Source organism: Aquimarina sp. Aq78, from assembly GCF_900299525.1.
GTDB lineage: Bacteria > Bacteroidota > Bacteroidia > Flavobacteriales > Flavobacteriaceae > Aquimarina.
On record NZ_OMKA01000026.1, the window covers coordinates 73,988 to 97,211 of the forward strand.

The 23,224-nt window shown below is 30.7% G+C and carries 19 protein-coding genes; 2 read left to right on the forward strand and 17 right to left on the reverse strand.

What is annotated here, in order from left to right; genetic code table 11:
* Positions 1 to 5: 5 nt before the first annotated feature.
* The gene (locus tag DG435_RS16730) at positions 6 to 1,478 is read right to left on the reverse strand and encodes a DUF5687 family protein (protein WP_106792450.1); all 1,473 of its coding nucleotides are present in this window, start codon (positions 1,476 to 1,478) and stop codon (positions 6 to 8) included.
* A gap of 227 nt (positions 1,479 to 1,705) precedes the next feature.
* On the opposite strand from DG435_RS16730, the gene DG435_RS16735 reads away from it, so the two are divergent.
* The gene (locus DG435_RS16735) at positions 1,706 to 2,758 is read left to right on the forward strand and encodes a ferredoxin--NADP reductase (protein ID WP_106792451.1); all 1,053 of its coding nucleotides are present in this window, start codon (positions 1,706 to 1,708) and stop codon (positions 2,756 to 2,758) included.
* A gap of 62 nt (positions 2,759 to 2,820) precedes the next feature.
* Here the strand turns inward: DG435_RS16735 and DG435_RS16740 are convergent, their stop codons facing one another.
* The 3 genes from DG435_RS16740 to DG435_RS16750 form a co-directional block, all read right to left on the reverse strand.
* The gene (locus DG435_RS16740; protein WP_234387085.1) at positions 2,821 to 3,879 is read right to left on the reverse strand and encodes a glycosyltransferase family 9 protein; all 1,059 of its coding nucleotides are present in this window, start codon (positions 3,877 to 3,879) and stop codon (positions 2,821 to 2,823) included.
* Positions 3,866 to 4,474: a DUF4254 domain-containing protein gene (locus DG435_RS16745; RefSeq protein ID WP_106792453.1), complete on the reverse strand. Its 609-nt coding sequence runs from the start codon at positions 4,472 to 4,474 to the stop codon at positions 3,866 to 3,868. Before DG435_RS16745 ends, DG435_RS16740 begins: the two co-directional genes overlap by 14 nt.
* Before the next feature lie 429 nt (positions 4,475 to 4,903).
* Positions 4,904 to 5,824 carry a DUF6427 family protein gene (locus DG435_RS16750; protein ID WP_159025552.1) on the reverse strand — a complete coding sequence of 307 codons (921 nt, stop codon included), beginning with the start codon at positions 5,822 to 5,824 and terminating at the stop codon, positions 4,904 to 4,906.
* Between the two features lie 126 nt (positions 5,825 to 5,950).
* Here DG435_RS16750 and DG435_RS16755 point away from each other — a divergent pair, with 126 nt between their 5' ends.
* Positions 5,951 to 6,181, forward strand: a complete 231-nt coding sequence (locus DG435_RS16755; RefSeq protein WP_106792455.1) for a uracil phosphoribosyltransferase — start codon at positions 5,951 to 5,953, stop codon at positions 6,179 to 6,181.
* Positions 6,182 to 6,299: 118 nt separating this feature from the next.
* On the opposite strand, the gene purD is transcribed toward DG435_RS16755, so the two are convergent.
* The 13 genes from purD to DG435_RS16820 all read right to left on the reverse strand — a co-directional run bounded on the left by purD (position 6,300) and on the right by DG435_RS16820 (position 23,206).
* A complete protein-coding gene (purD, locus tag DG435_RS16760; protein WP_106792456.1) occupies positions 6,300 to 7,571 on the reverse strand; it encodes a phosphoribosylamine--glycine ligase in 1,272 nt (423 codons plus the stop codon).
* 158 nt (positions 7,572 to 7,729) lie between these two features.
* Positions 7,730 to 9,022 (reverse strand): O-antigen ligase, encoded by a 1,293-nt coding sequence (locus DG435_RS16765; RefSeq protein WP_159025553.1) that lies wholly within the window; start codon positions 9,020 to 9,022, stop codon positions 7,730 to 7,732.
* Positions 9,023 to 9,116: 94 nt separating this feature from the next.
* Complete coding sequence (locus DG435_RS16770; protein WP_106792458.1) at positions 9,117 to 10,088, reverse strand: UDP-glucuronic acid decarboxylase family protein; 972 nt, start codon at positions 10,086 to 10,088, stop codon at positions 9,117 to 9,119.
* A 2-nt stretch (positions 10,089 to 10,090) separates the two neighbouring features.
* Entirely contained in the window at positions 10,091 to 11,404 is a 1,314-nt protein-coding gene (locus tag DG435_RS16775; RefSeq protein WP_106792459.1) for a UDP-glucose/GDP-mannose dehydrogenase family protein, read from the reverse strand.
* Positions 11,401 to 12,546, reverse strand: coding sequence for an MraY family glycosyltransferase (locus DG435_RS16780; RefSeq protein WP_106792460.1), 1,146 nt, complete (start codon positions 12,544 to 12,546; stop codon positions 11,401 to 11,403). Before DG435_RS16780 ends, DG435_RS16775 begins: the two co-directional genes overlap by 4 nt.
* 55 nt (positions 12,547 to 12,601) lie before the next feature.
* Positions 12,602 to 13,795, reverse strand: coding sequence for a glycosyltransferase family 4 protein (locus DG435_RS16785; protein ID WP_106792461.1), 1,194 nt, complete (start codon positions 13,793 to 13,795; stop codon positions 12,602 to 12,604).
* Between the two features lie 7 nt (positions 13,796 to 13,802).
* Positions 13,803 to 15,386: an alginate lyase family protein gene (locus tag DG435_RS16790; protein ID WP_106792462.1), complete on the reverse strand. Its 1,584-nt coding sequence runs from the start codon at positions 15,384 to 15,386 to the stop codon at positions 13,803 to 13,805.
* Entirely contained in the window at positions 15,368 to 17,488 is a 2,121-nt protein-coding gene (locus DG435_RS16795; RefSeq protein ID WP_106792463.1) for a bi-domain-containing oxidoreductase, read from the reverse strand. The genes DG435_RS16790 and DG435_RS16795 overlap by 19 nt, the downstream gene beginning before the upstream one ends.
* Positions 17,485 to 18,468, reverse strand: coding sequence for a glycosyltransferase family 1 protein (locus tag DG435_RS16800; RefSeq protein WP_106792464.1), 984 nt, complete (start codon positions 18,466 to 18,468; stop codon positions 17,485 to 17,487). Before DG435_RS16800 ends, DG435_RS16795 begins: the two co-directional genes overlap by 4 nt.
* Before the next feature lie 155 nt (positions 18,469 to 18,623).
* Entirely contained in the window at positions 18,624 to 19,547 is a 924-nt protein-coding gene (locus DG435_RS16805; RefSeq protein ID WP_106792465.1) for a WD40 repeat domain-containing protein, read from the reverse strand.
* Entirely contained in the window at positions 19,537 to 20,151 is a 615-nt protein-coding gene (locus DG435_RS25600; protein ID WP_159025554.1) for an O-antigen ligase, read from the reverse strand. Before DG435_RS25600 ends, DG435_RS16805 begins: the two co-directional genes overlap by 11 nt.
* Before the next feature lie 563 nt (positions 20,152 to 20,714).
* Positions 20,715 to 21,818: a glycosyltransferase gene (locus DG435_RS16815; RefSeq protein ID WP_108840637.1), complete on the reverse strand. Its 1,104-nt coding sequence runs from the start codon at positions 21,816 to 21,818 to the stop codon at positions 20,715 to 20,717.
* Entirely contained in the window at positions 21,815 to 23,206 is a 1,392-nt protein-coding gene (locus tag DG435_RS16820; RefSeq protein ID WP_106793795.1) for a hypothetical protein, read from the reverse strand. Before DG435_RS16820 ends, DG435_RS16815 begins: the two co-directional genes overlap by 4 nt.
* Positions 23,207 to 23,224: the final 18 nt, after the last annotated feature.

A 23,224-nucleotide genomic window follows, 5' to 3' on the forward strand; every position in this document is an offset into this window, starting at 1 on the left:
TTTTCTTATTTTTTTTGTTTGTATGCCAAGATCGTTTTATACTTCTCTGTTCTATAAATACGTTCAATTTTATTAAAAACTGCATCTTTAAATGCAAACCCCGCGATACCTGCTACAGTTACAAGAGCATATCCCGCATAAGGACTATATGCATAATGGCCTATTGCATATAATATCATAGGTAAAACCATTTTGGGCAACGATAATAGTAAGGTCTTAGCGTTAAAAGCTTGCTTATCCCCAAATGCATTTTTGTTACTAGTTAAATCAATAGGTGTTTTTACATAAGCTCCCGCCCATAATACTACATGAGAATTTACTCCTATATTATAGATTGCTCCCACCACTATAGCAAGATATACTTCCCATCCATAATACAAATACCCAGATGCTAATACTGTAGAGATCAATGTTGCAATTACCATCAACCACCATTTAGAAGATAAATATTCTTTATAGCGAATATTTTGACTCATCATTAATGGATAATAAGAACTATCCCAACTCGGTACGAACTGTCCAAAACTTAATAGAAATCCACCAGTGACAAAAATGGCAGCAAAAATTCTCCAAACAGGTCCATCATATGCCTCTACAGATCCTGTGAAGAATAACAATCCATAAAATAAGAACAGAATACTCACCAAAACTGTAGACCTGGCTCGCTTATTTCTTTTTATGAGTTTTATATCATTTTTAAGAAAGGTTGCAGTCTTTCCGAATCTATCTAACCACTCCAGATTTTCTGTTTTTACATTTTTGGTTTTAGTTGCTAATCCAGCATCCAGATACAAGTCGGTTACAAAGGATCGAAACGATATGGTTATTAAAAACAATAGTATCGCTATAGGAATCAATACCAAAAAAGGAATCTCATATAATCCTTTAAAAAATGGTGCCGTATACGTAGTGATATCAAAATATTCGAAATAATGTAACCCTCCTAAAATTGCCAAAATACCACCTATGATAAATATAAGGTTGTCTTTTTTGTTTAGAATAATATTTAGAAAATTGCTACTATAGATCAATGCCGCCAATCCTATATTCCATAATAACACATCAAATACTGGATATTCATTTCCAATCAATACAATAGAAAACGGAATAAAAAAGAAAGCATGAATAATATTAAAAAATGAAAATACTGTTTTCCCAAAAGCAAAAGAAACTATTTTCCTTTTCTTAAAAGGAAGAATCAACAATGGTTTAATATTAATAACCGGCATTTTTTGCAATGCATATCGAAACAACAAATCGACTACTAGCCAATATATTAAAAACCTGTTTATGGTTTCTAGAGGATCGAGATTAAGCTCTTCTTTAATTAAAAAAAATGCACCAATTCCTCCCGAAGCCATCATGACAATAAACCAAAGTGCCCAAAACCCCATAAAGAACTTCATAAATAATCCAGAGGTTAATGAAGCAGATCGCCAAAAAGATTTCCATTGTAAATTGATGAAGCGGGTAAACATAGTTAAGATGTATTTAACTATTTAGTAATCAAAAACGTGATTTTGTTACAAAAATAAACCAAGAACTCGCTTAAATTTTTTCGTAAAGGCTCTCTTCTCTTGTTGCATTTACTATTTTTGTCACAAATTTAAAAATGAGATCCCGATATATTATCGGATTAGTTAAACTGTCTATTTTGAATTCTTCTTATAATGAAGTTTTCAAATTAGATTTTTAGTAAAATACAATGTCAGATTTTCATAAATTATCCATACAACATATTACTCGAGAAACTCCCTTGGCTGTTTCTATAACCTTCGAAGTACCAACAACATTAAAGGATGCCTATTCTTTTATCCCTGGGCAATACATTACTATCAAAACTGAGGTAGAAGGACAAGAAGTGCGTAGAGCATATTCTATTTGTAGTTCTCCAAAAAGTGATATCCTTAAAGTAACCGTTAAAGAAATATCCGGAGGTACATTTTCGGTCATTGCTAATAATAAATTAAAAGAGGGAGATGTACTCGAAGTTCACACTCCCGAAGGTAACTTCTCACTTACCCCTAATGTTCAAGCAAGTAATTCTTATGCTGCTTTTGCAGCAGGTAGTGGTATTACTCCTGTAATGAGCATGATCAAAACAGTTCTTGAAGAAGAGCCAAATAGTCGTTTTGTTTTGGTATATGGAAATAGAACACCAGAAGAAACTATCTTTTACAAAGAATTACTAGAATTACAAGCTAACTATCCAGACCGTCTATTTATAGAATTTATATATAGTAGAAGTCGGGAAGATAACGCTCACTTTGGAAGAATAGAAAAATCAACTGTAAATTACGTATTAAAAAATAAATTTAAAGATCTTTCTTTTACTTCATTTTATCTATGTGGTCCTGAAGAAATGATTAATACTGTAACTTCAATTTTATCAGAAAATAATATTTCTAAAGATAATATTCATTTTGAACTATTTACCAGTAGTGCTTCTACAACAGAAATAGATGCTGATCTCGAAGGAAAATCCAATATTAAAGTATTGGTGGATGATGAAGAATTTAATTTCACCATGGATCAGAAAAAAACAATTCTTGATGCGGCACTAGACCAGGATATCGATGCTCCTTATTCCTGCCAGGGAGGAGTGTGCAGTTCATGTATTTGCAAAATCACAGAAGGTAGTGCAGCAATGGAAAAAAATAGTATTCTTACTGATGGAGAAATCGCAGAAGGATTAGTCCTGGCTTGCCAGGCTCACCCAACCTCATCATCAATTACTGTTGATTTTGATGATGTTTGATTTTGAGGACTAACTTTATCTGTTAAAAATACATTTCAGCAAGGCTGAAATGTATGATAAGTTTATAATTTATTAATCCTTTCTACGACAGTTTCTGGTTTGATCGTATGCATCACTTTTTCATAACCGGGAGGTACTTTATTACCATAAATTGAAGTTGGAATCTGGTCATATTTTGCTAAATTAGGCAAAATAGCGCGCTCCATAGGTTGCCCAAAAGGCATAAACCCGGTAAACGGATGAGTGACTCCCCATAAGGTAATTGTTGGCACTCCGTACATCGCTGCTAAATGCGCATTTCCACTATCCATGGATAACATAGCGTCTAGGTTACCAATAAGTCTTAGCTCATCTTCAAAAGATAGTTTACCAACTATATTCGTTACGTTCTTATACTTACTCTCTATGTTGTTTAGAATATCCATTTCTCGTTTACCTCCTCCAAAGAGGAAAATCTCAAACCTGTCTTCCCTGTTCAAGGTCTCAATTACCTCAATCATTAATGCTAGTGGGTAGGTTTTACTTTCATATTGTGCGAATGGTGCAATCCCTAACCATTTTTTGGTCGAATTTTGAGTTATGGAAAGAATTTCAGGTGTTAACGGTTGTTTTTTGGGGAACTTATGAGTTGTAAGATCAATAGGATATCCTAATGCAGAAAAAACATCAGCATATCGCTGGTGTGTTGTTTTTAATTGTTTAAACGCCTTATTTTTTGATCGAGTCAATGCTTTTTTCTCTGCACGTCCTTTATCTACTTGAACTGTTTTTATCCCTCGTAACGAGAATAGGGTTTTTAGCACATTAGAGCGCAGTACATTATGCATATCGGCAACAGCATCTATCTTCTGTTTACACAACTCATTGGATAATCGTGTAAGACCAATAAAGCTTTTATGTTTATTATCTACATCTGCATGGTATACTTCTAGATTTTCAATATCAGAAAATATAGGTTCAAAGAACTTGCGGGTAAGTACTGTTAGCTTTACATCAGGATAGGTAGCTCTAAAAATTCTTAAAACAGGAACAGTCATTGCAATATCACCCATAGCAGAGAGACGAATTACCAGAACGTTCGTTTCAAATTCTTCAAATCTCTTTATTTTACTTCCCGCCACGCAATACTGGGTTTAATTCATCATCATTGTACATTTTCATTTGCTTATACACTTTCATGTATTTATCCCCATTTTCAATATCATTCAGTAGTGTATCAATAGCCGTAGACAAGTCTACTTGTTGTTCTAGTAATACATTTAATTTGTTTTGGCATGCCGCTTTATGAGTATCTGTAGCTTCTTCGCGAATCGTTTCTACATGCATGTGATATACTTTTAACGCCAAAATAGATAGTCTATCTACTCCCCAGGCAGGGCTTTCTGTATTAATGGTAGCATCTGTCTTGGGGGTTATCTCTTTATACAATTCTAAAAAATAACTGTCAATATATTCTACCATATCTGTTCGATCCTGATTAGAGGCATCGATCTTTCGTTTTAGTTTTAAGGCCGCAATCGGATCAATTTCTGGATCTCGTATAATATCTTCATAATGCCATTGCACAGTATCAATCCAACATTTTCGATATAGCAAATGCTCAATAGCCTGTGATTTACTATCATATGGATTTGAGAATTCTTGATCTACACTATCGATCACGTGGTATTTTTCTATAACTTCTTTAAAAATGGAATTTGCTTTATCGGTAAACATCTGTGCTATTATTTTTCTAAAATGTGTAAATATTCTATAATTTGTATGCTTTTATACTTTCTATAGTATCGTTTTATGCGCTTCGAACTGCTTATGAGTGATGTTCCTACCAATTCTTCAAAAGTCGGTTTTAACTTTGTTTCTTTCTCAATATACAGAACGATCATAAGTACGTAACCTTATTTTTTCGGCAGGTACAAAGGTATTATATTTTGCAATAGTATCTAGCATATGATAATTCAATCCACCTCAACAAAAATTATACACCGGGTTTAGACATAAAATACTTCCAGCTATGGCATTAAAAAAAGGTAGTACTATGGGGTAGTAAACATCTGAAACAAATTTGTAATTCTCTCAAATTCAATAGAAAATCCTTTTAGTTTTTTCTTAGCAATTATTCTTATTCCTTACTCCAATCATACATTATTAAAACAATAATATTGTAAACGGAATCAGGATGAATACCCAAATATTTATCTCTTTAGCAAATTGATGATAATTCATTTCGAGATATGTAGTGCCAATAAGAGAAAGAGGTGTTGCTATAAAAAACAGCTCAGAAGTATCCTTTTTTGGTGCAATGGCTGCTACTACAATCGCCACAATTAAATAGATGATAACAACTCGCAATATAGGTTTTGTATTTGCTGTTTTTCTACCAAATTTGATAAGGTAGATTGAAAAAAAGAATACAATACAAATAGATATTATTCCTACAGAGAAAAGATGTTCTTTTATAAAGTATGTCTGAAATGAAAATGATATCGGATCAATATAGGTGACAATTGCAAAAAACGAATCATAAAACAACAGTGTAAAACAATTTGCGAATACGTAGATCATACTAACCCCAATAAAAGGAATAATCCAGTTTCTATAGTTTTTCGGATCGAAAAATAGTATCCCCAAAAAAACCAAAATAATAAACCCAATACTCCAAAAATAAGCTAACGAAGCCAAGCCGATAAAGATTGATGCATTAAAGATTTTGGCTTTAATTTGTTTTTCATTTCGCAGATGTAGGATATTTTGTACTGCCAGTAATACAAATACGTTTGACAATAAAATAGGAAAACTGGTTAGAGAATTAGGTAATATCGCAGTAAGAAAAGCATACAAAAGTATTGTAAATGTACCTTTATTGGTAAGGTCATTTTTTTGTGCTACAAAATTAAGGGCCAACATTGGTAAAATATACAAAAAAACACTAGCAGCAGTTAGTAAAACATGGCTGCTTTCGGTCTCAAAACCCTTTCTATAATGGGCAATGCCAAATAGTATACCCATATACAATGCCACAGCAATATAATTAATGGGTTTTGATTTACTAAAAAAGCTTGATAACACTACTATTTTTTATATTTTTGCACCAGACAATAATATAGAATTGTCTATAGGTATTATTGAACTAATTTATAAAAAGTTTTTAGTTTACCGCTTTAGACTTTTTACAAAGAAAATATAGAACAAGTTATGAAAGATTTTTTTGAAGTGATAGAATCCCTTTTTGTAGATATATTATTTATTCCTTTTGATTGGTTTAGAGCATTAGAATTAGAAAACTGGTTTGGAGCTAATATGCTTAATTGGGCGTTTATGTTCATTGGTTTTGCTGCTTTTATATATTGGATGAAGGAATTAAAGAAATTTAATGACAATAATGAGGAGAATAGAGATCCTAAAGCACATTCTTTTTTAAACTAAAACCTCGTCTGATCAAGAAGTAATTCTTGAGATTTCAGATATTATAAATATTAAAAAAGCGTTTAATTTATATAAATTAAACGCTTTTTTAATTGTCTTATGTGAGAGAGATGTTTTTTTATAAATCGAATCCTAGATCTTTTCTATAATACATCTTATCAAAATTAAGTTTTTCTATACTTTGGTACGATGTTTTAAGGGCCTTTCTAAAATCTTCATCTAATGATGTCATAGCAATTACCCTTCCACCACTAGTTACTACTTTATCACCCTCTATAGATGTTCCTGCATGAAAAACAATAGAGTTTGTAATGGTATCTATACCTGTAATCTCTTTTCCTTTTTCATAAGCTTCTGGATATCCACCAGAAACAGTTACTATGGTAGCTGCACTTCGTTCATCTAATTCGAGATTGATCTTATCCAGCGATTGATCTCCGACATGCTGAAACAATTGTACTAAATCTGTCTTCACTCTCGGTAGGACCGCTTCGGTTTCTGGGTCGCCCATACGTACATTATATTCGATCACTTTTGGATCATCCCCTACTTTAATAAGCCCTATAAAAATAAAACCTTTATAATCTATATTTTCTTTTTCCAATCCTTGTACAGTAGGTTTAATAATACGCTCTTCAATTTTAGTCATAAGTGTATCATCTACAAAAGGAACTGGTGAGATCGCTCCCATACCCCCTGTATTTAACCCTGTATCTCCTTCTCCAATACGCTTGTAATCTTTGGCAGTTGGTAAGGTTAAATAATTTTTACCATCGGTAAGTACAAAAACACTAAGTTCTATTCCGTCAAGAAATTCTTCGATCACAACTTTTTCACTTGCTGCACCAAATTTTTTATTGGTTAACATGTTTTCAAGCTCAGTTTTAGCCTCATCTATATCCTGAAGAATTAATACTCCCTTTCCAGCGGCCAAACCATCAGCTTTAAGCACATAGGGTGCCTGTAAAGTTTCTAAAAATCGCTTTCCATCATCAACAGTATCGGCAGTGAAGCTTTGATAAGCTGCTGTAGGTATATTGTGCCTGATTAAAAACTCTTTGGCATATTCTTTACTTCCTTCTAATTGTGCACCTTCTTTAGATGGACCAATAACTACAATATTTTTTAATTGGCTGTCTTCAGCAAAATAATCGCTTATCCCTTTTACCAAAGGATCTTCTGGGCCAACTACAACCATTTCAATGTTCTCTTGTAACACTAAGTCTTTGATCGCAGGAAAATCTGTAACTGCAATAGGCACATTAGTAGCTATACGAGCTGTTCCTGCATTACCAGGTGCTACAAATAAGGTGTCGCAAATAGGGCTTTGCACAATTTTATAAGCAAATGTATGTTCTCTACCTCCTGATCCGAGTACTAAAATATTCATGATTTATTATGGCTTATTTTTATGGGCTCAAAAATAGTTTATTCGTAGTTGTATAGCTAATTCTTTCTAGATAAAAACTCCTGCTTTTTATATGTGCTTCTCAAACTAATACTATCCTGCCATATAATAATCAGATGCCTTGATATAATATTTTAATCTTATTCATTACCATCATTGCGAATAATCCTACTACTCAAAATACTTCTCTTTTTTAAAAGCAAAGGGGTAACAATAGAAAAGAATACAATACCATTAAATCGAACTAACATAGATTCGAATACTAATGATATAAAAAGGATTAAAAAGACCGAAAACTCATTGCGACTCCTTTTCATACGCATTGCCAATACAACAAAAATACTAACCAAGACCCCAAATCCAACAATGCCTGTCTGTAAATATGTTTGCAAAAACTGATTGTGCGAATTATACTTACTCTTGTAATTAAGGGTGTAGTTTAATTCTTTATATTTTTCAATCAAAACATCGTTTGCATCTCCTGTTCCATAACCAAATATGGGTGCATCTTTAATCAATTTGATACTGGCATCCCATGACAATAGCCTTGATTTTTCTGCAGTTGTTGCGTCATAATATTCTTCTACATTACTAAAATCTTTTATTCTGGAATAAAAATCAGATACTCTGGGGTTATTCAAAAACAGTAGTAATCCCATCAAAAAAATAATACTCATAGTGTATTTCTTTTGCTTATCAGCAATGTCAAGAACTAATAGTATAGACATTACAAACAAAATAAGATAGGCCGCAATTGAAGCTAATAAAAAAAGATATAGAAATAAGAGAATAACAATTACTAACTGTATTCGAGATTTCAACTTGTTTTTAAGGTAATAACTTAATACCAGCAGTATGTATATAGAAATATAATTAGCATTAACTGATCTTGAAAATAAAGATCCAACAAAAAAATAATGCCAATTTTTTACAATTCCCTCTATAAACAAAAGGATTTCTATGTTTTCTCTTTCATCAATAATATGCCATATTAAGTTATCACCAGCCCTAAAAACATTAACAAAGAATGAAACAATTAACCCCATAAGTAAAAAGTCAAATAATCTTTTTACTGTAGTAGCATCTTCCTTAACAAATAGAAAAATTATAGGAAATAACAATAATGAAAGGGATCGTTGTACCAAATCAAATCCACTGATCAAATTATCGGTGTAGATCAACCCCAAAGACATTACAATAAAATATAATGGAAAAAGCAATAATGATTTATCCAGAATAAATTTTTTTTCGGATCTAAACATCATACCAATCCCAAAAATGATCGAAATTATAAAAAATGGAGTTGGGAGGTTGATACCTAATGGCAGTAAAAAAAAGGCAATATACAGGCTGTTCCAAAAGGTCATTACAACCCAATGATCTTCTTTATAAAACATTTTGGTCGCCTGGGTTATGATGTTAACTAGTTGCACTTTTTATAAGATGTATTATGAGGTAGTTAACGTTTTTTTTGAATTTGTATTATCCATCACATTTATCAATAATACATATCATTAAAGAATGATGTTATTGAAAATCTCTATGTTCGCTCTTTTGAAGTTCTTCTTCAGAAAATCCTCTAAAATAATCCAAAGTTAATTTCATTCCTTCAGATCTTCTTGTTCTTGGTTGCCAATCCAAAATTTCTTTTGCTCTACCAATATCAGGTTGTCGTTGCAATGGATCATCAATTGGTAGAGGTTTATAAATTACTTTTTGATGTGTCTCGGTAAGTTTTACAATTTCTTCAGCAAAATCTTTGATTTTAATCTCATCAGGGTTACCTATATTTATCGGGTATACATAATTACTAAAAAGCAACCTATAAATTCCTTCTACAAGATCATCTACATAACAAAAAGATCGAGTTTGTAATCCATTACCAAATATAGTTAAATCTTCGCCTCTTAAAGCTTGTCCTATAAATGCGGGTACTACCCGACCATCATTTAATCGCATTCTGGGGCCATAGGTATTAAAAATACGAGCTATTCTAGTTTCTAAACCATGATAGGTATGATATGCCATTGTAATCGACTCCTGAAAACGTTTAGCTTCATCGTATACACCTCTAGGTCCAATAGCGTTTACATTACCATAATAATCTTCATTTTGTGGATGAACTAAAGGATCACCATAAACCTCACTAGTCGATGCAATAAGAATTCTAGCGTTTTTTTCTTTTGCAAGGCCTAAAAGATTGTGTGTCCCTAAAGACCCTACTTTTAACGTTTGAATAGGAATCTTAAGATAGTCTATAGGACTAGCAGGAGATGCAAAATGTAATATATAATCTAATGCACCAGGAACATGAACAAATTTGGTTACATCATGATGATAGAACTCAAAATGTTTTAGCTTAAACAGGTGTTCAATATTTTTTAGTGTACCCGTGATTAGGTTATCCATACCGACCACGTGAAAACCTTCTTTAATAAACCGATCACAGAGATGAGATCCCAAAAAACCAGCTGCTCCTGTAATTAAAACTTTTTGCATAGCTATAATTTAATATCTTTCCTCCCTATAGAAAAATAGGAAATCTCTTCTTTTTCGATATCAACAATATCATAAAGATTTCTTCCATCAAAAATCAATGGACATTTTAACCCTTCTTTTATTTTATTGAAATCCGGAGTTCTAAAAATACTCCATTCTGTACAAATGATTAGCGCATCTGCATTCTGAACCGCTTCATACATGGTTGTAACCAAGTCAATCTTATCTCCATATTTATCAGCTACATTTTTCATTGCCTCTGGATCAAATGCTTTAATCTTTACCCCTTCTTTTAACAATTCATCTATTAGATATAATGCAGGTGCTTCTCTAATATCATCTGTCTCTGGCTTAAAAGCTAATCCCCATATTGCAAATGTTTTGTTAGATAGATCGTTATCAAAATATGTATTGATTTTTGGTAATAATGCAATTTTCTGACTATCATTGACTCTAATTACTGCATCCAGAATTTTAAAATCATATTCTGAATCTTTACCTGATTTATGAAGTGCTTTTACATCTTTCGGAAAGCAAGAACCTCCGTATCCTATACCTGGGAATAAAAAACGTTTTCCAATCCTAGAATCTGTCCCTATCCCTATTCTTACTTTATCAATATCTGCGCCAACTTTTTCGCAATAATTTGCAATTTCGTTCATAAAAGTAATCTTGGTCGCCAGAAAAGAATTTGCTGCATATTTAGTAAGTTCTGCAGATTTTTCATCCATCACAATTATAGGGTTACCAGATCGTACAAAAGGCTTATATAATTTTTTCATAAGCTCTATCGCTCTATCTGAGCTTGATCCCACAACAATTCGCTCTGGTTTTAAAAAATCATCTACTGCAAAACCTTCTCTTAGAAACTCAGGGTTTGAAACTACATCAAAATCACATGTTGTATACTTTGCAATAGTGGTTCGAACTTTTTCTGCTGTCCCAACCGGAACAGTACTCTTATCTACTATTACCTTATACTCTTTGAGTAATTGTCCTATATCTCCTGCAACACCTAGTACATAAGATAAATCTGCAGAACCGTCTTCTTCTTCTGGAGTGGGTAACGCCAGAAAAATAATCTCACCATGTTCTAAACCTTCTTCAAGAGAAGTAGTAAATTTTAGCCTCCCAGCTTTGATATTTCTATCAAACAACATATCTAGATGTGGTTCATAGATAGGAACTTCCCCCATATTCAATTTTTGAACTTTACCCTTGTCTATGTCAATACATACAACTTCATTTCCTGTCTCAGCAAGGCAAGTACCTGTGACCAACCCAACATATCCAGATCCTATTACTGATATTTTCATTTATTGTGTTTATCCTTTTTTGGTTTCAAATTTTCTTTCATGGCTTTTACTTTTCTTTTAAACAAAATCTTCTGCTTCAATGAAGTAAAATTATAATTAAACCTAAAGAAAATAAAACTCAAGATTATTACACTAACCAACAATATTATGAATAACCATAAATTCTTAGTAGTACTTCCAAGAATAATAAACAATACTACAAAAATTAGATTAAACCCACCTATCAAATAACTAGCTTGTTTATGAGATAAACCCCAATAATCTATAAGGACGTGATGTGTATGATTCCGATCAGGTGAAAATGGGCTTTTCTTATTCGCAATTCTTATGGTAAAAACTCTAGCTGTATCAAAAAGTGGCACGATTAGAATACTTATTGCAATCAATGGAATATTTTCCAAAAAGAAAGGTAACTCGTTAGAAGAAGATGGTTTTAAAGCCAAAAACTTCAAAGTCATTACACTAATAATAAATCCAACAATTAGCGACCCTGTATCTCCCATAAATATTTTTTTGGTTGATGACACATTGTATCCAAAAAAAGCAAGTAGGCAAGCATCTAAACTTATAGTTATCAAAGCATAAAAATATTCTTTGGTTAAATAAAAAATAGTTGTGTAAATAATTAAAATAACTATTCCTACAATTGAGGCTAAACCATCAATCCCATCTATAAGATTATATGAATTTATTATTGTTACCATTATAAATACAGCGATAAGAAAATAAATGTAATATGGTATTTCCTCTATGTTTAAAAAACCATTTAAGGAATGTATTGTAAAACCACTATTAGCAACAACAAAAGAGACCGCTGCAAGCTGTGCGATTAATTTAGAACCGGGTGACAAAACTACTAAATCATCCTTTAGCCCAATAATAAACAAAATGGTAAGTCCAGGAATGATATGTATAATTTCACCGTTGGCATCCCAACTATTAATAAAGAATAAACCTATTATTAATGTATAGTAAAAAGCTACTCCTCCTAGACTAGGTGTTTGTATTTTATGAGAACTTCTTTCATTGGGAGCATCCATTAATCTCTTATATGAAACAACCCCAATAATTTTGGGTATCGTTAAATATGTCAACAAAAATGACCCTATGAAAATTAATATTGCTGTTTCTAGAAAATTCAACTCATTATAGATTTTGAAAATATGGTAAAAGTAGAGAAAGTTTTTAGATTAAAATTTAATCTTTAATAAACATAAGCATTTTTTTTGCCAGATTTTTTCTGTCAAAATCCTTAATAACATTTTTAAAGTTTTCTTTATTTACTGGATTGTTTTTTAAAACTATGGTTTTTTCTAAAAAATCTTCTTCGTTTTCGGGCTCAAACGTTACTCCCACCATATAGTCTTCAATTAGCTTTTTAGTCTCTCCTTCAACTCCTAATAATATTGGTTTATGCATTGCACATAATTCAAAAATTTTTGAAGGAATTACATGTTTAAAAGTATCTGATTTTTTCAGGTTAACTAAAGCTATATCTAAAATAGAAATATAATCTACAACCTCTTTTTTTGAAACTGAAGGCAACATTGTAACATTATCTAATTTTAGTTCTTTTTTAAGTTGTAATAGTTCTTCTTTTTTTGCCCCATCTCCCAAAAACAAAAAATGTATTTGCTTGTCTTCAATTTTTTGAGCACATTTTAATATAAAATCTAATGCATGTGCCATACCATGGGTTCCTATGTATCCAATTATTATTTTATTTTCTAAACGTAGTCGCTTTAATAATCCCGAGTTCTTTTCTATAGGGGCGAATAAATCTGAATTAACTCCATTTTTTACTACTTCTATTTTTGAACTTGGAACATTGTGTTTTTCAACTAAAATCTTCTTAAAAGAATTGGTTACCACCACAATTTTAGATGCATTTTTATACATTTTTTTTTCTAAAAATTCAAAAAAACGTATTGCAGGGTTTGTATTCATAGCGCCGACAGCTTTTATTGATTCAGGCCATAAATCTCTTACTTCCATAATCCATTTTTTGCGCTTCCAAAATGCTAGCCACCGACCCGAAATTGCTGTAAAAAACTGTGGTGAAGTAGCCACAATAAGGTCTGTTTTAATGAATAATCCAACAAGAAAAGAACTTATCATAAAACTCATATAATCTAGGATTCTTTTCAAAAACCCTTTATTCGCAGATATGTATGTCCAAACACGGATAACTTTTATGCCATCTACTATTTCTTTTTGATACAATTTATTTTTATATCCTTCAAACACTTTTCCTTTTGGAAAATTTGGAGCACAAGTAATTATAGTAACATCTACGCCGTTTTTCACCCATTCTCTACAATGCTCATAGGTTCTAGTTGCCGGAGCATTAACTTCTGGAGGAAAATTATCAGTCAGGAAAAGTAACTTCATTATGTTTTTATATACTTATAGTGGTCGACAAAGTGGTTTTAAAATACACTTTTATTTTTATTGCTATTTTTTTCTTATTAAATCCTAAAGCGTACTCGTAATTTTCTGTTTCGATATTCAATAAATTATTATCAAATTTTATTCCAATATTTTCATTTGGTAAATATACTTGAGCTGTTGAAATTTCTACTTCCTTTATATCAGGATGAAAATGAAAAAAAGCAACTTGCTCTTGCTCTGTCTCTTTTGAAATCACATCTGTAATAGTAATTGCAGATGTTTCAGGAAAAAACTTCCTAGTGTGTAAAAGACCAAGTTCATTATATCCATTATGGGTTGCTTCTATTTTGTACTTATCTTCTTTTAAGCTAATGACACTGGCTCGTTTTGCTACTCTAAAACCATCCCAAACCTTTGATTGTTCATGTGAGCCAATCTTTACTGTATTATGACTCGCGGTTTGCCGTTCTTCTAATCTCAATTGATTTTTCTCATAAGTAGAGATCCCTAAATCTACAATAACTGGTTTATCTTTTACATATAATTCAAAATTAAATGTATCAGAATGTGCATGACCAGGTTGATATTTTGGACCAATCTGACCTACATCTACAAAAAGTTCATACCTATCTTTCCTAAACATTCTATACCCTGATTCTGAAACTTTTATTTCACCCCATTGTAAACCTAAATAGGATCCATACACAAATAATTGATCTGATGATGGCGCTATATCATAAGTACTATCATTGACCATCGGAATGTTTCCATTACGATAGGTAACTCCTTGCAACCAAGAAAGCATTACAGTGACTTTCTCTTCTAAAAAAACCATCAATCTATCTTCTTTCCAAGGATTATTTTTTACAAGATTAATACAATCTAATAGGCGATGTAATAAAATCTGATGATACATGGGTGAAAGCTCAAAATGAGCGCCATCAGATAGTATTTGTTCAGACAATTCTTCAGTTAAAATTTGCTTTGCAATTTTGTACAAAACCTCATCTTTAAAGTAAAAGGCGCCAAATAATAATGAATATCCATTTTCGAGTAAATGATTTCCCAATAAATGATATTCTAAATTATGAATTAATGCTTGATAGTGATTATATAATACTTGATCAATATCTGCATCAGAAATGTTATTTTTTGATAAAAACTTAATCCAATTAATACCTCTTAACGAAATAGGATATGGTTCTTTTCCATCTTTTAAATTCTCTCCATTTTTCAAATAGTCTTTGATCAATTCCAGTCCTTCGCTTACACTAATTTCTTCTTGATTTAAAAAATCAAAATAATTTAAGTTATAGGTCCATAGTTTTCCGAAATTAGCATAATTCCAATCTATTTTATCTGTAAACTGATGCGATAAATTAAGAAAGATGAATCTCTTCTTTTTTGTAAAACTATTTGGATAAAAAAAAGAATCATTCCACTTTAAAGGTTCTATTTCTTTTTCTAATTTTTTGGCATAATCCCTTTTAAAAAACTTATTCCTAACCTTATAAAAAACTTGATAGTAGACTTGTTTAAACTTAAGGTGCTTTACCGTATGTATGAGTAATACTAATTTACTTCTATCCATTTTCCTTGCTTAAGAGATTCTATAGCCGCAAATGATGCTTTTGTAGTGTTTACTATCTCATCAAAAGGAATGATAGGATTTCCTCCTTTTTGCTGCTGCTCTATCAACTCTTTAAACTGGTTATAATGGCCTTTATCTTGTTTAGACGAAGTTTTTCCTCCTCCTTTAAACCCAAAGGATTTTAACTTTCTCCAATTATCCAGAATCAAGGTACGTTCTTGAGAATATACCTCTAATCGTTCTTTGGAATATGCCTTACTTCCGTTTGAAAAGTAATTGATTACTGCGTTAGTCCCATTTTCATATTTTAAAAGAATACTGGCATTATCTGTATTCTCTTCGGGATTTGTTCCCATAGCATTCATGCAAACAGCTGTCACTCTACTTCCTGAAAAATAAGTACACAAATCTATATAATGGCATGCCTCACCGATAATTCTACCACCTCCTACTTCCATATCATGTACCCATACATCTGCAGGAATAAAACCAGCATTCATAGTCGCTATAATATTGATAGGAGTATTATCGTTACCCAAAAGTTTTTTCATTTTTTTTGCCAAAGGAGCAAAACGTCTATTAAATCCAACCGAAACATTTACATTTTGAATGTTATATTCTGTAATGATCTCTTCTAATTCTGTACTAGTAAGTGCTAGTGGCTTCTCTACAAAAACACTTTTAGAAGCTTTGAGGCTTTCTAAAACCATTGAAGCATGCATATTGTGCTGTGTAGTGATAAACGCTAAATCAACATCATTGTCTTCTAAAATTTCTTTGTAGTTTGAGGTTGAATTTGCAATATTATGACGTTTGGCCATAATTGTAGAAGACAATCCTCCAGAACTAGCTATATATTTTATATCTGCATTAATTTTTTTCAAGTTAGGAAGTATAGTAGAACTTGTAAAGTTACCTGCACCGACAATACCGATCACCCCTTTTTTACCTTCGAAACTTTTCTTAGAAATTGCTACTGTAGATGTTATCTCTTCTGTGCTATCATACTCAAGAATCGAAGCAATCGATTTTGAGTTCCCCATGTCTCCATAAATCTTCTGGTAGTCCTGTAAAGGGATTCTTTCTGTAATTAATGGTTTTACATCCAGTGTTCCTCTAGAAATAGCCTTTAATACAGCTTCAAAATTTCTTTTCTCTGTCCATCGTACATAACCAATCGGGTAATCATTTCCTTTTTGTTCATATTCTTCATCGTATCGTCCTGGTCCATAAGAACAAGATACCTGAAAAGAAATTTCTTTTTCATAAAAATCTGCTCTGCTTATATCTAATCCTATAACTCCCACCAATACGACTCTACCTCTTTTTCTGCACATATTGGCAGACTGGGATATAATTTCATTACTCTTATTAGAAGCGGTAATAATAACGCCATCTGCACCGATTCCTTCTGTATATGATTCTACAAATTTTACCTGATCTGTACCTTCTGCAGGATTTATGGCTATAATTCCTTTTGCTTTTGCAATTTTTACTTTTTCTGGATCAAAATCAAACCCAATAACATTACATCCATTGGCAAGCAATAATTCTGCGGTAACAAGACCTATAAGTCCCAAACCTACCACAACCATAGTTTCACCAAAAGTTGGATTTAATAATCGTATCCCTTGTAAACCAATAGAACCTATTATGGTAAAAGCCGCCTCCTCATCTGTTACATTATCAGGAATCTTAGCTACTAAGTTTTTGGGGACATTTACATATTCTACATGGTTCCCATTAGAAGCTACTCTATCACCCACTTTAAATTCTGTAACTCCTCTACCTACGGCGATAACCTCTCCCACATTACAATACCCTAAAGGTAATGGTTGGTTCAATTTATTAAAAACAGCATCCATGGTGGGCTTAAGACCATCTGTCTTTACTTTATCTAAGACCATTTTAACTTTATCTGGTTGCTGGCGTGCTTTTTGAATAAAGTTTGCCTTCCCAAATTCTACCAACATTCTTTCGGTTCCTAACGAAACTAGTGACTTAGTAGTTTTTATAAGTACGTGTCCAGATTTTATCATAGGCACAGGTACTTCTTCTAAGATTGTTTCTCCGTTCTTAAGATCTTGTATGATTTGTTTCATTTTATATTTTTATATAATTCAATAATTTGTACAGATCCATCAACTACCAAATTGTTATGAGGTTGTGAGATAGAATTGTTAAAAAAATTATGTATTGTATTCTTTAAATCACCTCGCTTGTATAAAAACACACCTTTTGGTCGACTCACAACATCTGTACAAAAGGTAATTTTATTTAAAAATAATGATTCTTTAACCGAAATAGAATCTCCGTCGGTTGAAGTATTTCTGATACTAAAATCTGAAAGATTCAATACTTTAAAAAAGGAATGATCTCCTGTGATATGTAATATGTTTTTTGGTGTTTTTATATTTCTTTTTCTAAATTCTGTCAAATAAGCTCCTGAAGGATCCGAAAAAATCAGCCCCTTATCCTGATTATCAGTAAAATAATTGATTATTTCAAAAATTCCATAAATCTCACTATCATTTTTATCTTTAGAAAAATTATATGCATTAGTACAGAAAACGTTCTTATATATAGATTTAAATTGAACTATATTTTCTTTTAAGTCATCACTCATGAATTCTTTATTCATATTTGGTGGAATAAATGATGATATCAATACTGAGTTTTTATTTAATCTTAATGCTTTTTGCAAACTATTTTCGTTCAGAAGTATTGGATAAGTTGCACATTTCAAAACAAAAACGTCTAGTTTGTTTTTCAATTTTGAGTTATATCTTCCAATATCCCCATGTATTGTAATTATGCATTTTGATCCGAATATCTTTCCTAGTAAAACATAATATAGCCGTAAATAAACATTTGAAGTATGTATATGAAAATATGAATACTTCAAAATAAACAAGAAAGAAAGCAATAGATTCTTTTTATTTAGAGTTTTAAAATGAAAATTACCTTCATAATTTGTTTTCAGTTTCTCTAATAATCTTTGTACATGAATTGTAACCCCACCTATAGGTGGAGGTATTTTCCCTATTAATAATATCGGATTTGATGTTATTGTTTTTTCCAATTCTATATGCTTTTATTCAGTCAATATTTTTTTACAACCTGCAAAGTCTTATTCTAATATAAAATTTATTATATTCTATATGAACATAAACATATTTTTTGACAAGAGGCTTTTTGGCATATTTCAAACTACATTTATATCTGTAAAAAAGTACTCTACAATTTTAATTCTTCCATATTCCATATTCGTATCCTCTTATCTCTTGAAGATGAAAATAATTCCTTATTTCTTGTTGTTAGTGAAAAAATATAATCTTTATGGTCAGAGAAAGTTTTTTTAATTTTAAAGTCTTTAATATCTGTGAATTTTATCATTTTATCCCAGCTAGAAGTAACTACATATTGATGATTTACAAAGCATATATCTGTAATTACACTTTGATGAAGATCAATTGTCTTAACTATTTTTGATTGCTCAAGGTTGATAATATTAAGTGTTCCTTTTATATCTCCAACATAAAGGTTTTTTTTTGTTTTATCAATCGAAATACTAGTAATGATTTCTCCAATATTCATTTCAAACCTTATTTTTTTTGTTTGATTATCAATCATTCTAATACGCTTATCATAACCCCCTACAATAATAGTATTGTCGAATTTTGAAATAGCATTCAAAGCTTTATTCGAAACGTTTATTTCATATAACAATTCAGCATTAATACTCCATTTTTTAAGTTTCCCTTTCTCTCCAAAAGACAAAAAACTAGTAGTATCAAAAAAAGAAACACCATGTAATGTCTCTTGATTTGGTCGAAAGTGTTTAAGTATTTTTTTTGTTTTAATTTCCCAAATAATAATTGATTTATCTTGATTAGCAGTAACCAAATATTTACCATCTTTTGATACATCAAAGTCTAAAACGGCAAAACCTAGCCCTCCAAAAATTGCAGAATATTTATTATCATATGAAGTTACGTGTATTTCATTCTTATTGGTTTTATTAAAAAATATAGCATCAAGTTCGCCATTATAAAGTACTTTTATTACTGGCAATTCTGATTTTATAAAAACCTCACTCTTTTGTGCAAATATCATGTTACACCATAGCACTATCAATAATATCCTAAAGTTATTTTTCATTAAAATTTTGATCGCTTAATAATAGGTAAAAAAAAGAAAAAAACACAATACCATGTTGCCTCTGTAAAATATTCTCGGTAAGAAAAAATATACAGATCAAAATAAGGAATATTAATAAAAGCGCATTTCGATTCTGATATGCTATTTTATAGGATTGAAACAACATTAGCAGAAAAACAGAAAAACCAGCAATCCCATACCTTAGTAAGATGTCCAAATATTGATTATGTGTGTTGTATTTATAGAAAATGAAAAAATCATTTCCAAGCAGATAATTACCTTGGTCTAAAGCTTGTTGTGCATCACCTGTGCCATAACCAAAAAATGGGCTTTCTCTAAATACATTCCACCAACCTTGCCATATGGTTACTCTCTCATTAATCGAATCTGGAATCGCTACAAATCGATTTAAAAAATTAAAATAATAAGCAATCAGTAAAGATATACTAACTAACAAAAATATAACCAATATATATTTCTTTCTAATCTTTCTAATGGTTGTTGAAAAATAGATAAGAGAGGTAATAAAAAATGAAATAAGACCTATTCTAGATTGAAGAAAAAGTATTTGTATTAAAAAAACCAACCCAAAAATAGAAATCATAATTGTCTTTTTTTGTGAAGTGCTTTTTAATAGTTCTTCAAACAAAAAAAAGACATTGAAAATCAAAAATAATATATAATAAGCAGGATGAATATCCAAATTTTCTGTATACCCTGAATAATACCAAACATTACTAATAGGGTTATTAGAATAAGTGTATAGGTTAATTATAAATAAGAAAATCGATGCAATCAAACAACTTATGCAAAACACCCAAAGAATTTTGTTTTTCTGTTTTTCTTGAAATTTAACTATAGAAAATGCGATGGGAAAAACCAATAACGGTAGTATTTTTGTTAAGTGCTGAAATCCAATTTTATTATTTTCTGTGTATATCATTGCCAATAACCCTACACTAAAAAATAAAATTAACCATTTTCCATTTTTAAAGTCTAACTTTATTTTATCTCGTTTTACATAGAAATTACCTAAGCTAAAAATAAGCAACAAAATAATACTGATTGAATTAAAATTGTGTTTTAGAGGAAGTGTAAAAACAACCAAACAAAATAAGAAAATCTGTACCTTTACAGTACTAAAAAATGATTCAACTCCTTTGATCATCACAAACTAAACATTTCATTATACTTAGCAACCATATTTGACAATTGAAAATTATTTTCAGCCGTTTTTCTAGCTTGGTTTTCCATTGTTCTTTTATCTTCTATTGATAATTTTTTAAACCTTAATATCTTATCAATCAAATCGTCCAAATCGTTATTATTAAATAAAAACCCATTAGAATGATTTTTTATAATATGAGGGTGGTCATTTACATTGCTAGCAATGATTGGTAATCCACAGGCTAATCCTTCACAAATTGCATTTGGAAATCCTTCTCCTATAGAAGGGTGTATTAATACATCTGAAACCAATAAGTAATTCTGTATTTGTTTTACTTTACCTGCCCAATTCCAATGATTTTGTAATTCATATTTAGATATCAATTCTTTACATTCTTCAAAATAGATATTCTTTTCATTTAAAAATTCATATGTTCTCCCTAGCCATTCAACCTGAGTTTCAATATTATAAGTATCTCTTAAAATTTTTACAGCTTCTATTAGTAACTTAGTGTTTTTATTAGAGTTTATATGACCTATACTAACTATTTTAAGAATATTACTAGGCTGATGTTCTGTTTTTATTTTGAAATCATCAATATTCAAACCATTAGGTATATAAACTATTTTATCCACTAATTTTGGAAAACAAGATTTTAAGTAGTTTGTCTGTGAAATAGAATTCGCAGTAATTACATTTGAAACTCTATATAACTTTCTAATTATTTTTTTTCTATAATCTTCCTCCCTTTCAGAATGAAACGATCGTTCTGAAACTAAAACTTTAGTCTTAGAAAACGTAATTAATTTAAATAGTAATACATATAAGCTAGGGGTAAACAAAAATGCACCTATGGCATCAAACTTTTGATTTTTCATGAACCCTATCGCCTTAAATAGAGATAGTACATCAAATTTATTTCTTTTATAAAACTTATGAACTGCAATGTTGTTATTTTCGAGAATATGCTCAAAAAAATCCCCCTGATTGTAGACTAAAAAATGTACTTCATTCCCTATTTCTTTGAGCCCTATACCCAAATTGACAATTTGCCTTTGCGCTCCTCCAGAATTTAAGTTATCTATTACTAAAAGTATTTTCATATTAACATTTTTAATAAAGCATATATCAATACACCAAATAAGGACAAGAAGAAGAAAATTAAAAGGTATTTATAGAATTGATTTTTGTGGTTTACAATATAATCTATAGAAAAAAGTAGTACGATAGGATAAATTAAAAGCAAATGTCGCTGTTCTCCTGTTGCTGTTCCTACCATGATGAGTACAATTATCAAAAACCAAAAATACGCTCTAACAAAAATTTTATTTTTAACATCGTTTTTAAGCTGGATAGTGTGAATGAAATACAATGGAGAGAGAACGTACCACAAAATATTCCCTATTCCTAGGTAAAGGTTTATAATATTAAAGTCTTTGATAAACTTTGGCGGAATTGGACTAAAATAAAAGTATATATAATAAACTAAAAGTACGATAGGGTTATTTGATAATCGTAAACGTAATCCTATTGAATTTTGAACAGATTCGCTTGTTGCTAAATCTCTATAATAATTTGTTGTATAATTAATATAATTTAATATATCTGTATTAGATGGTGCTATCTTGGGTGTAGGTAGTTGCATTGCAATAAAAAACACCATTAGTATCATCAAAGTTACAACAGGAACAATTCTATTTATAAAGAAAGTAATGTAAACATTTCTGGTATTAAATAAAATGTACAAAGAGATAAGTGTAACTACAAATACAGCGCTAGATTTTCTCAGATAAAAAATAGAAACAATTAATATAGAGATTAGAATTAGTTTTTTTATAAACTTCTTATCGCTTAATATTAAATAAATGATCATCAGAAAAAAACAAATAATCCATGTATCTCTTATAATTGCTCCAGAATAATAGACAAAAGGAGGGAATACTGCACAGAAAAAAGCTGCTTTTTCTGATGTAACACTTTTATTTCCAAACAACTGAAGACCTATCTTGTAAATACAAGGCGCTATAAATGATGCTACGAATGAGTTTATGATATTTAAATGAAAAAATAGATTCCCCTTAATACCAACTATATTAAGTAGTTTATACCAATATGCAAATATCCATACATATAATTTATATTGAACAGAAGACCATTCAAACCGGTGTCCATCAAAATCAAAATCACGTATCCCTTTAGAAAAATCATTAGCTATTGAATAAAAAGCAAAATCATCTTGCCCTGCAGAGTACCAGGTATTGTTGAGATATTCGAAGCAAAAAGTAATAATTACCGCACCACATACATTTACCAAAAAGGAAAATCTCTGCATTTTTTTTACGGTATATACCTGTTTATTAAGTATAAATCTACCTAAATACAGTAAAAAGAAAAATGTAATCAAAATAGAAAAATCCTGGTAATATATTGCACATATTGGCAATAGTATCATTGCAGAAATAAATCCTAAATTTATACTATTAATTTTCATATTATTCACTTCTTCTTA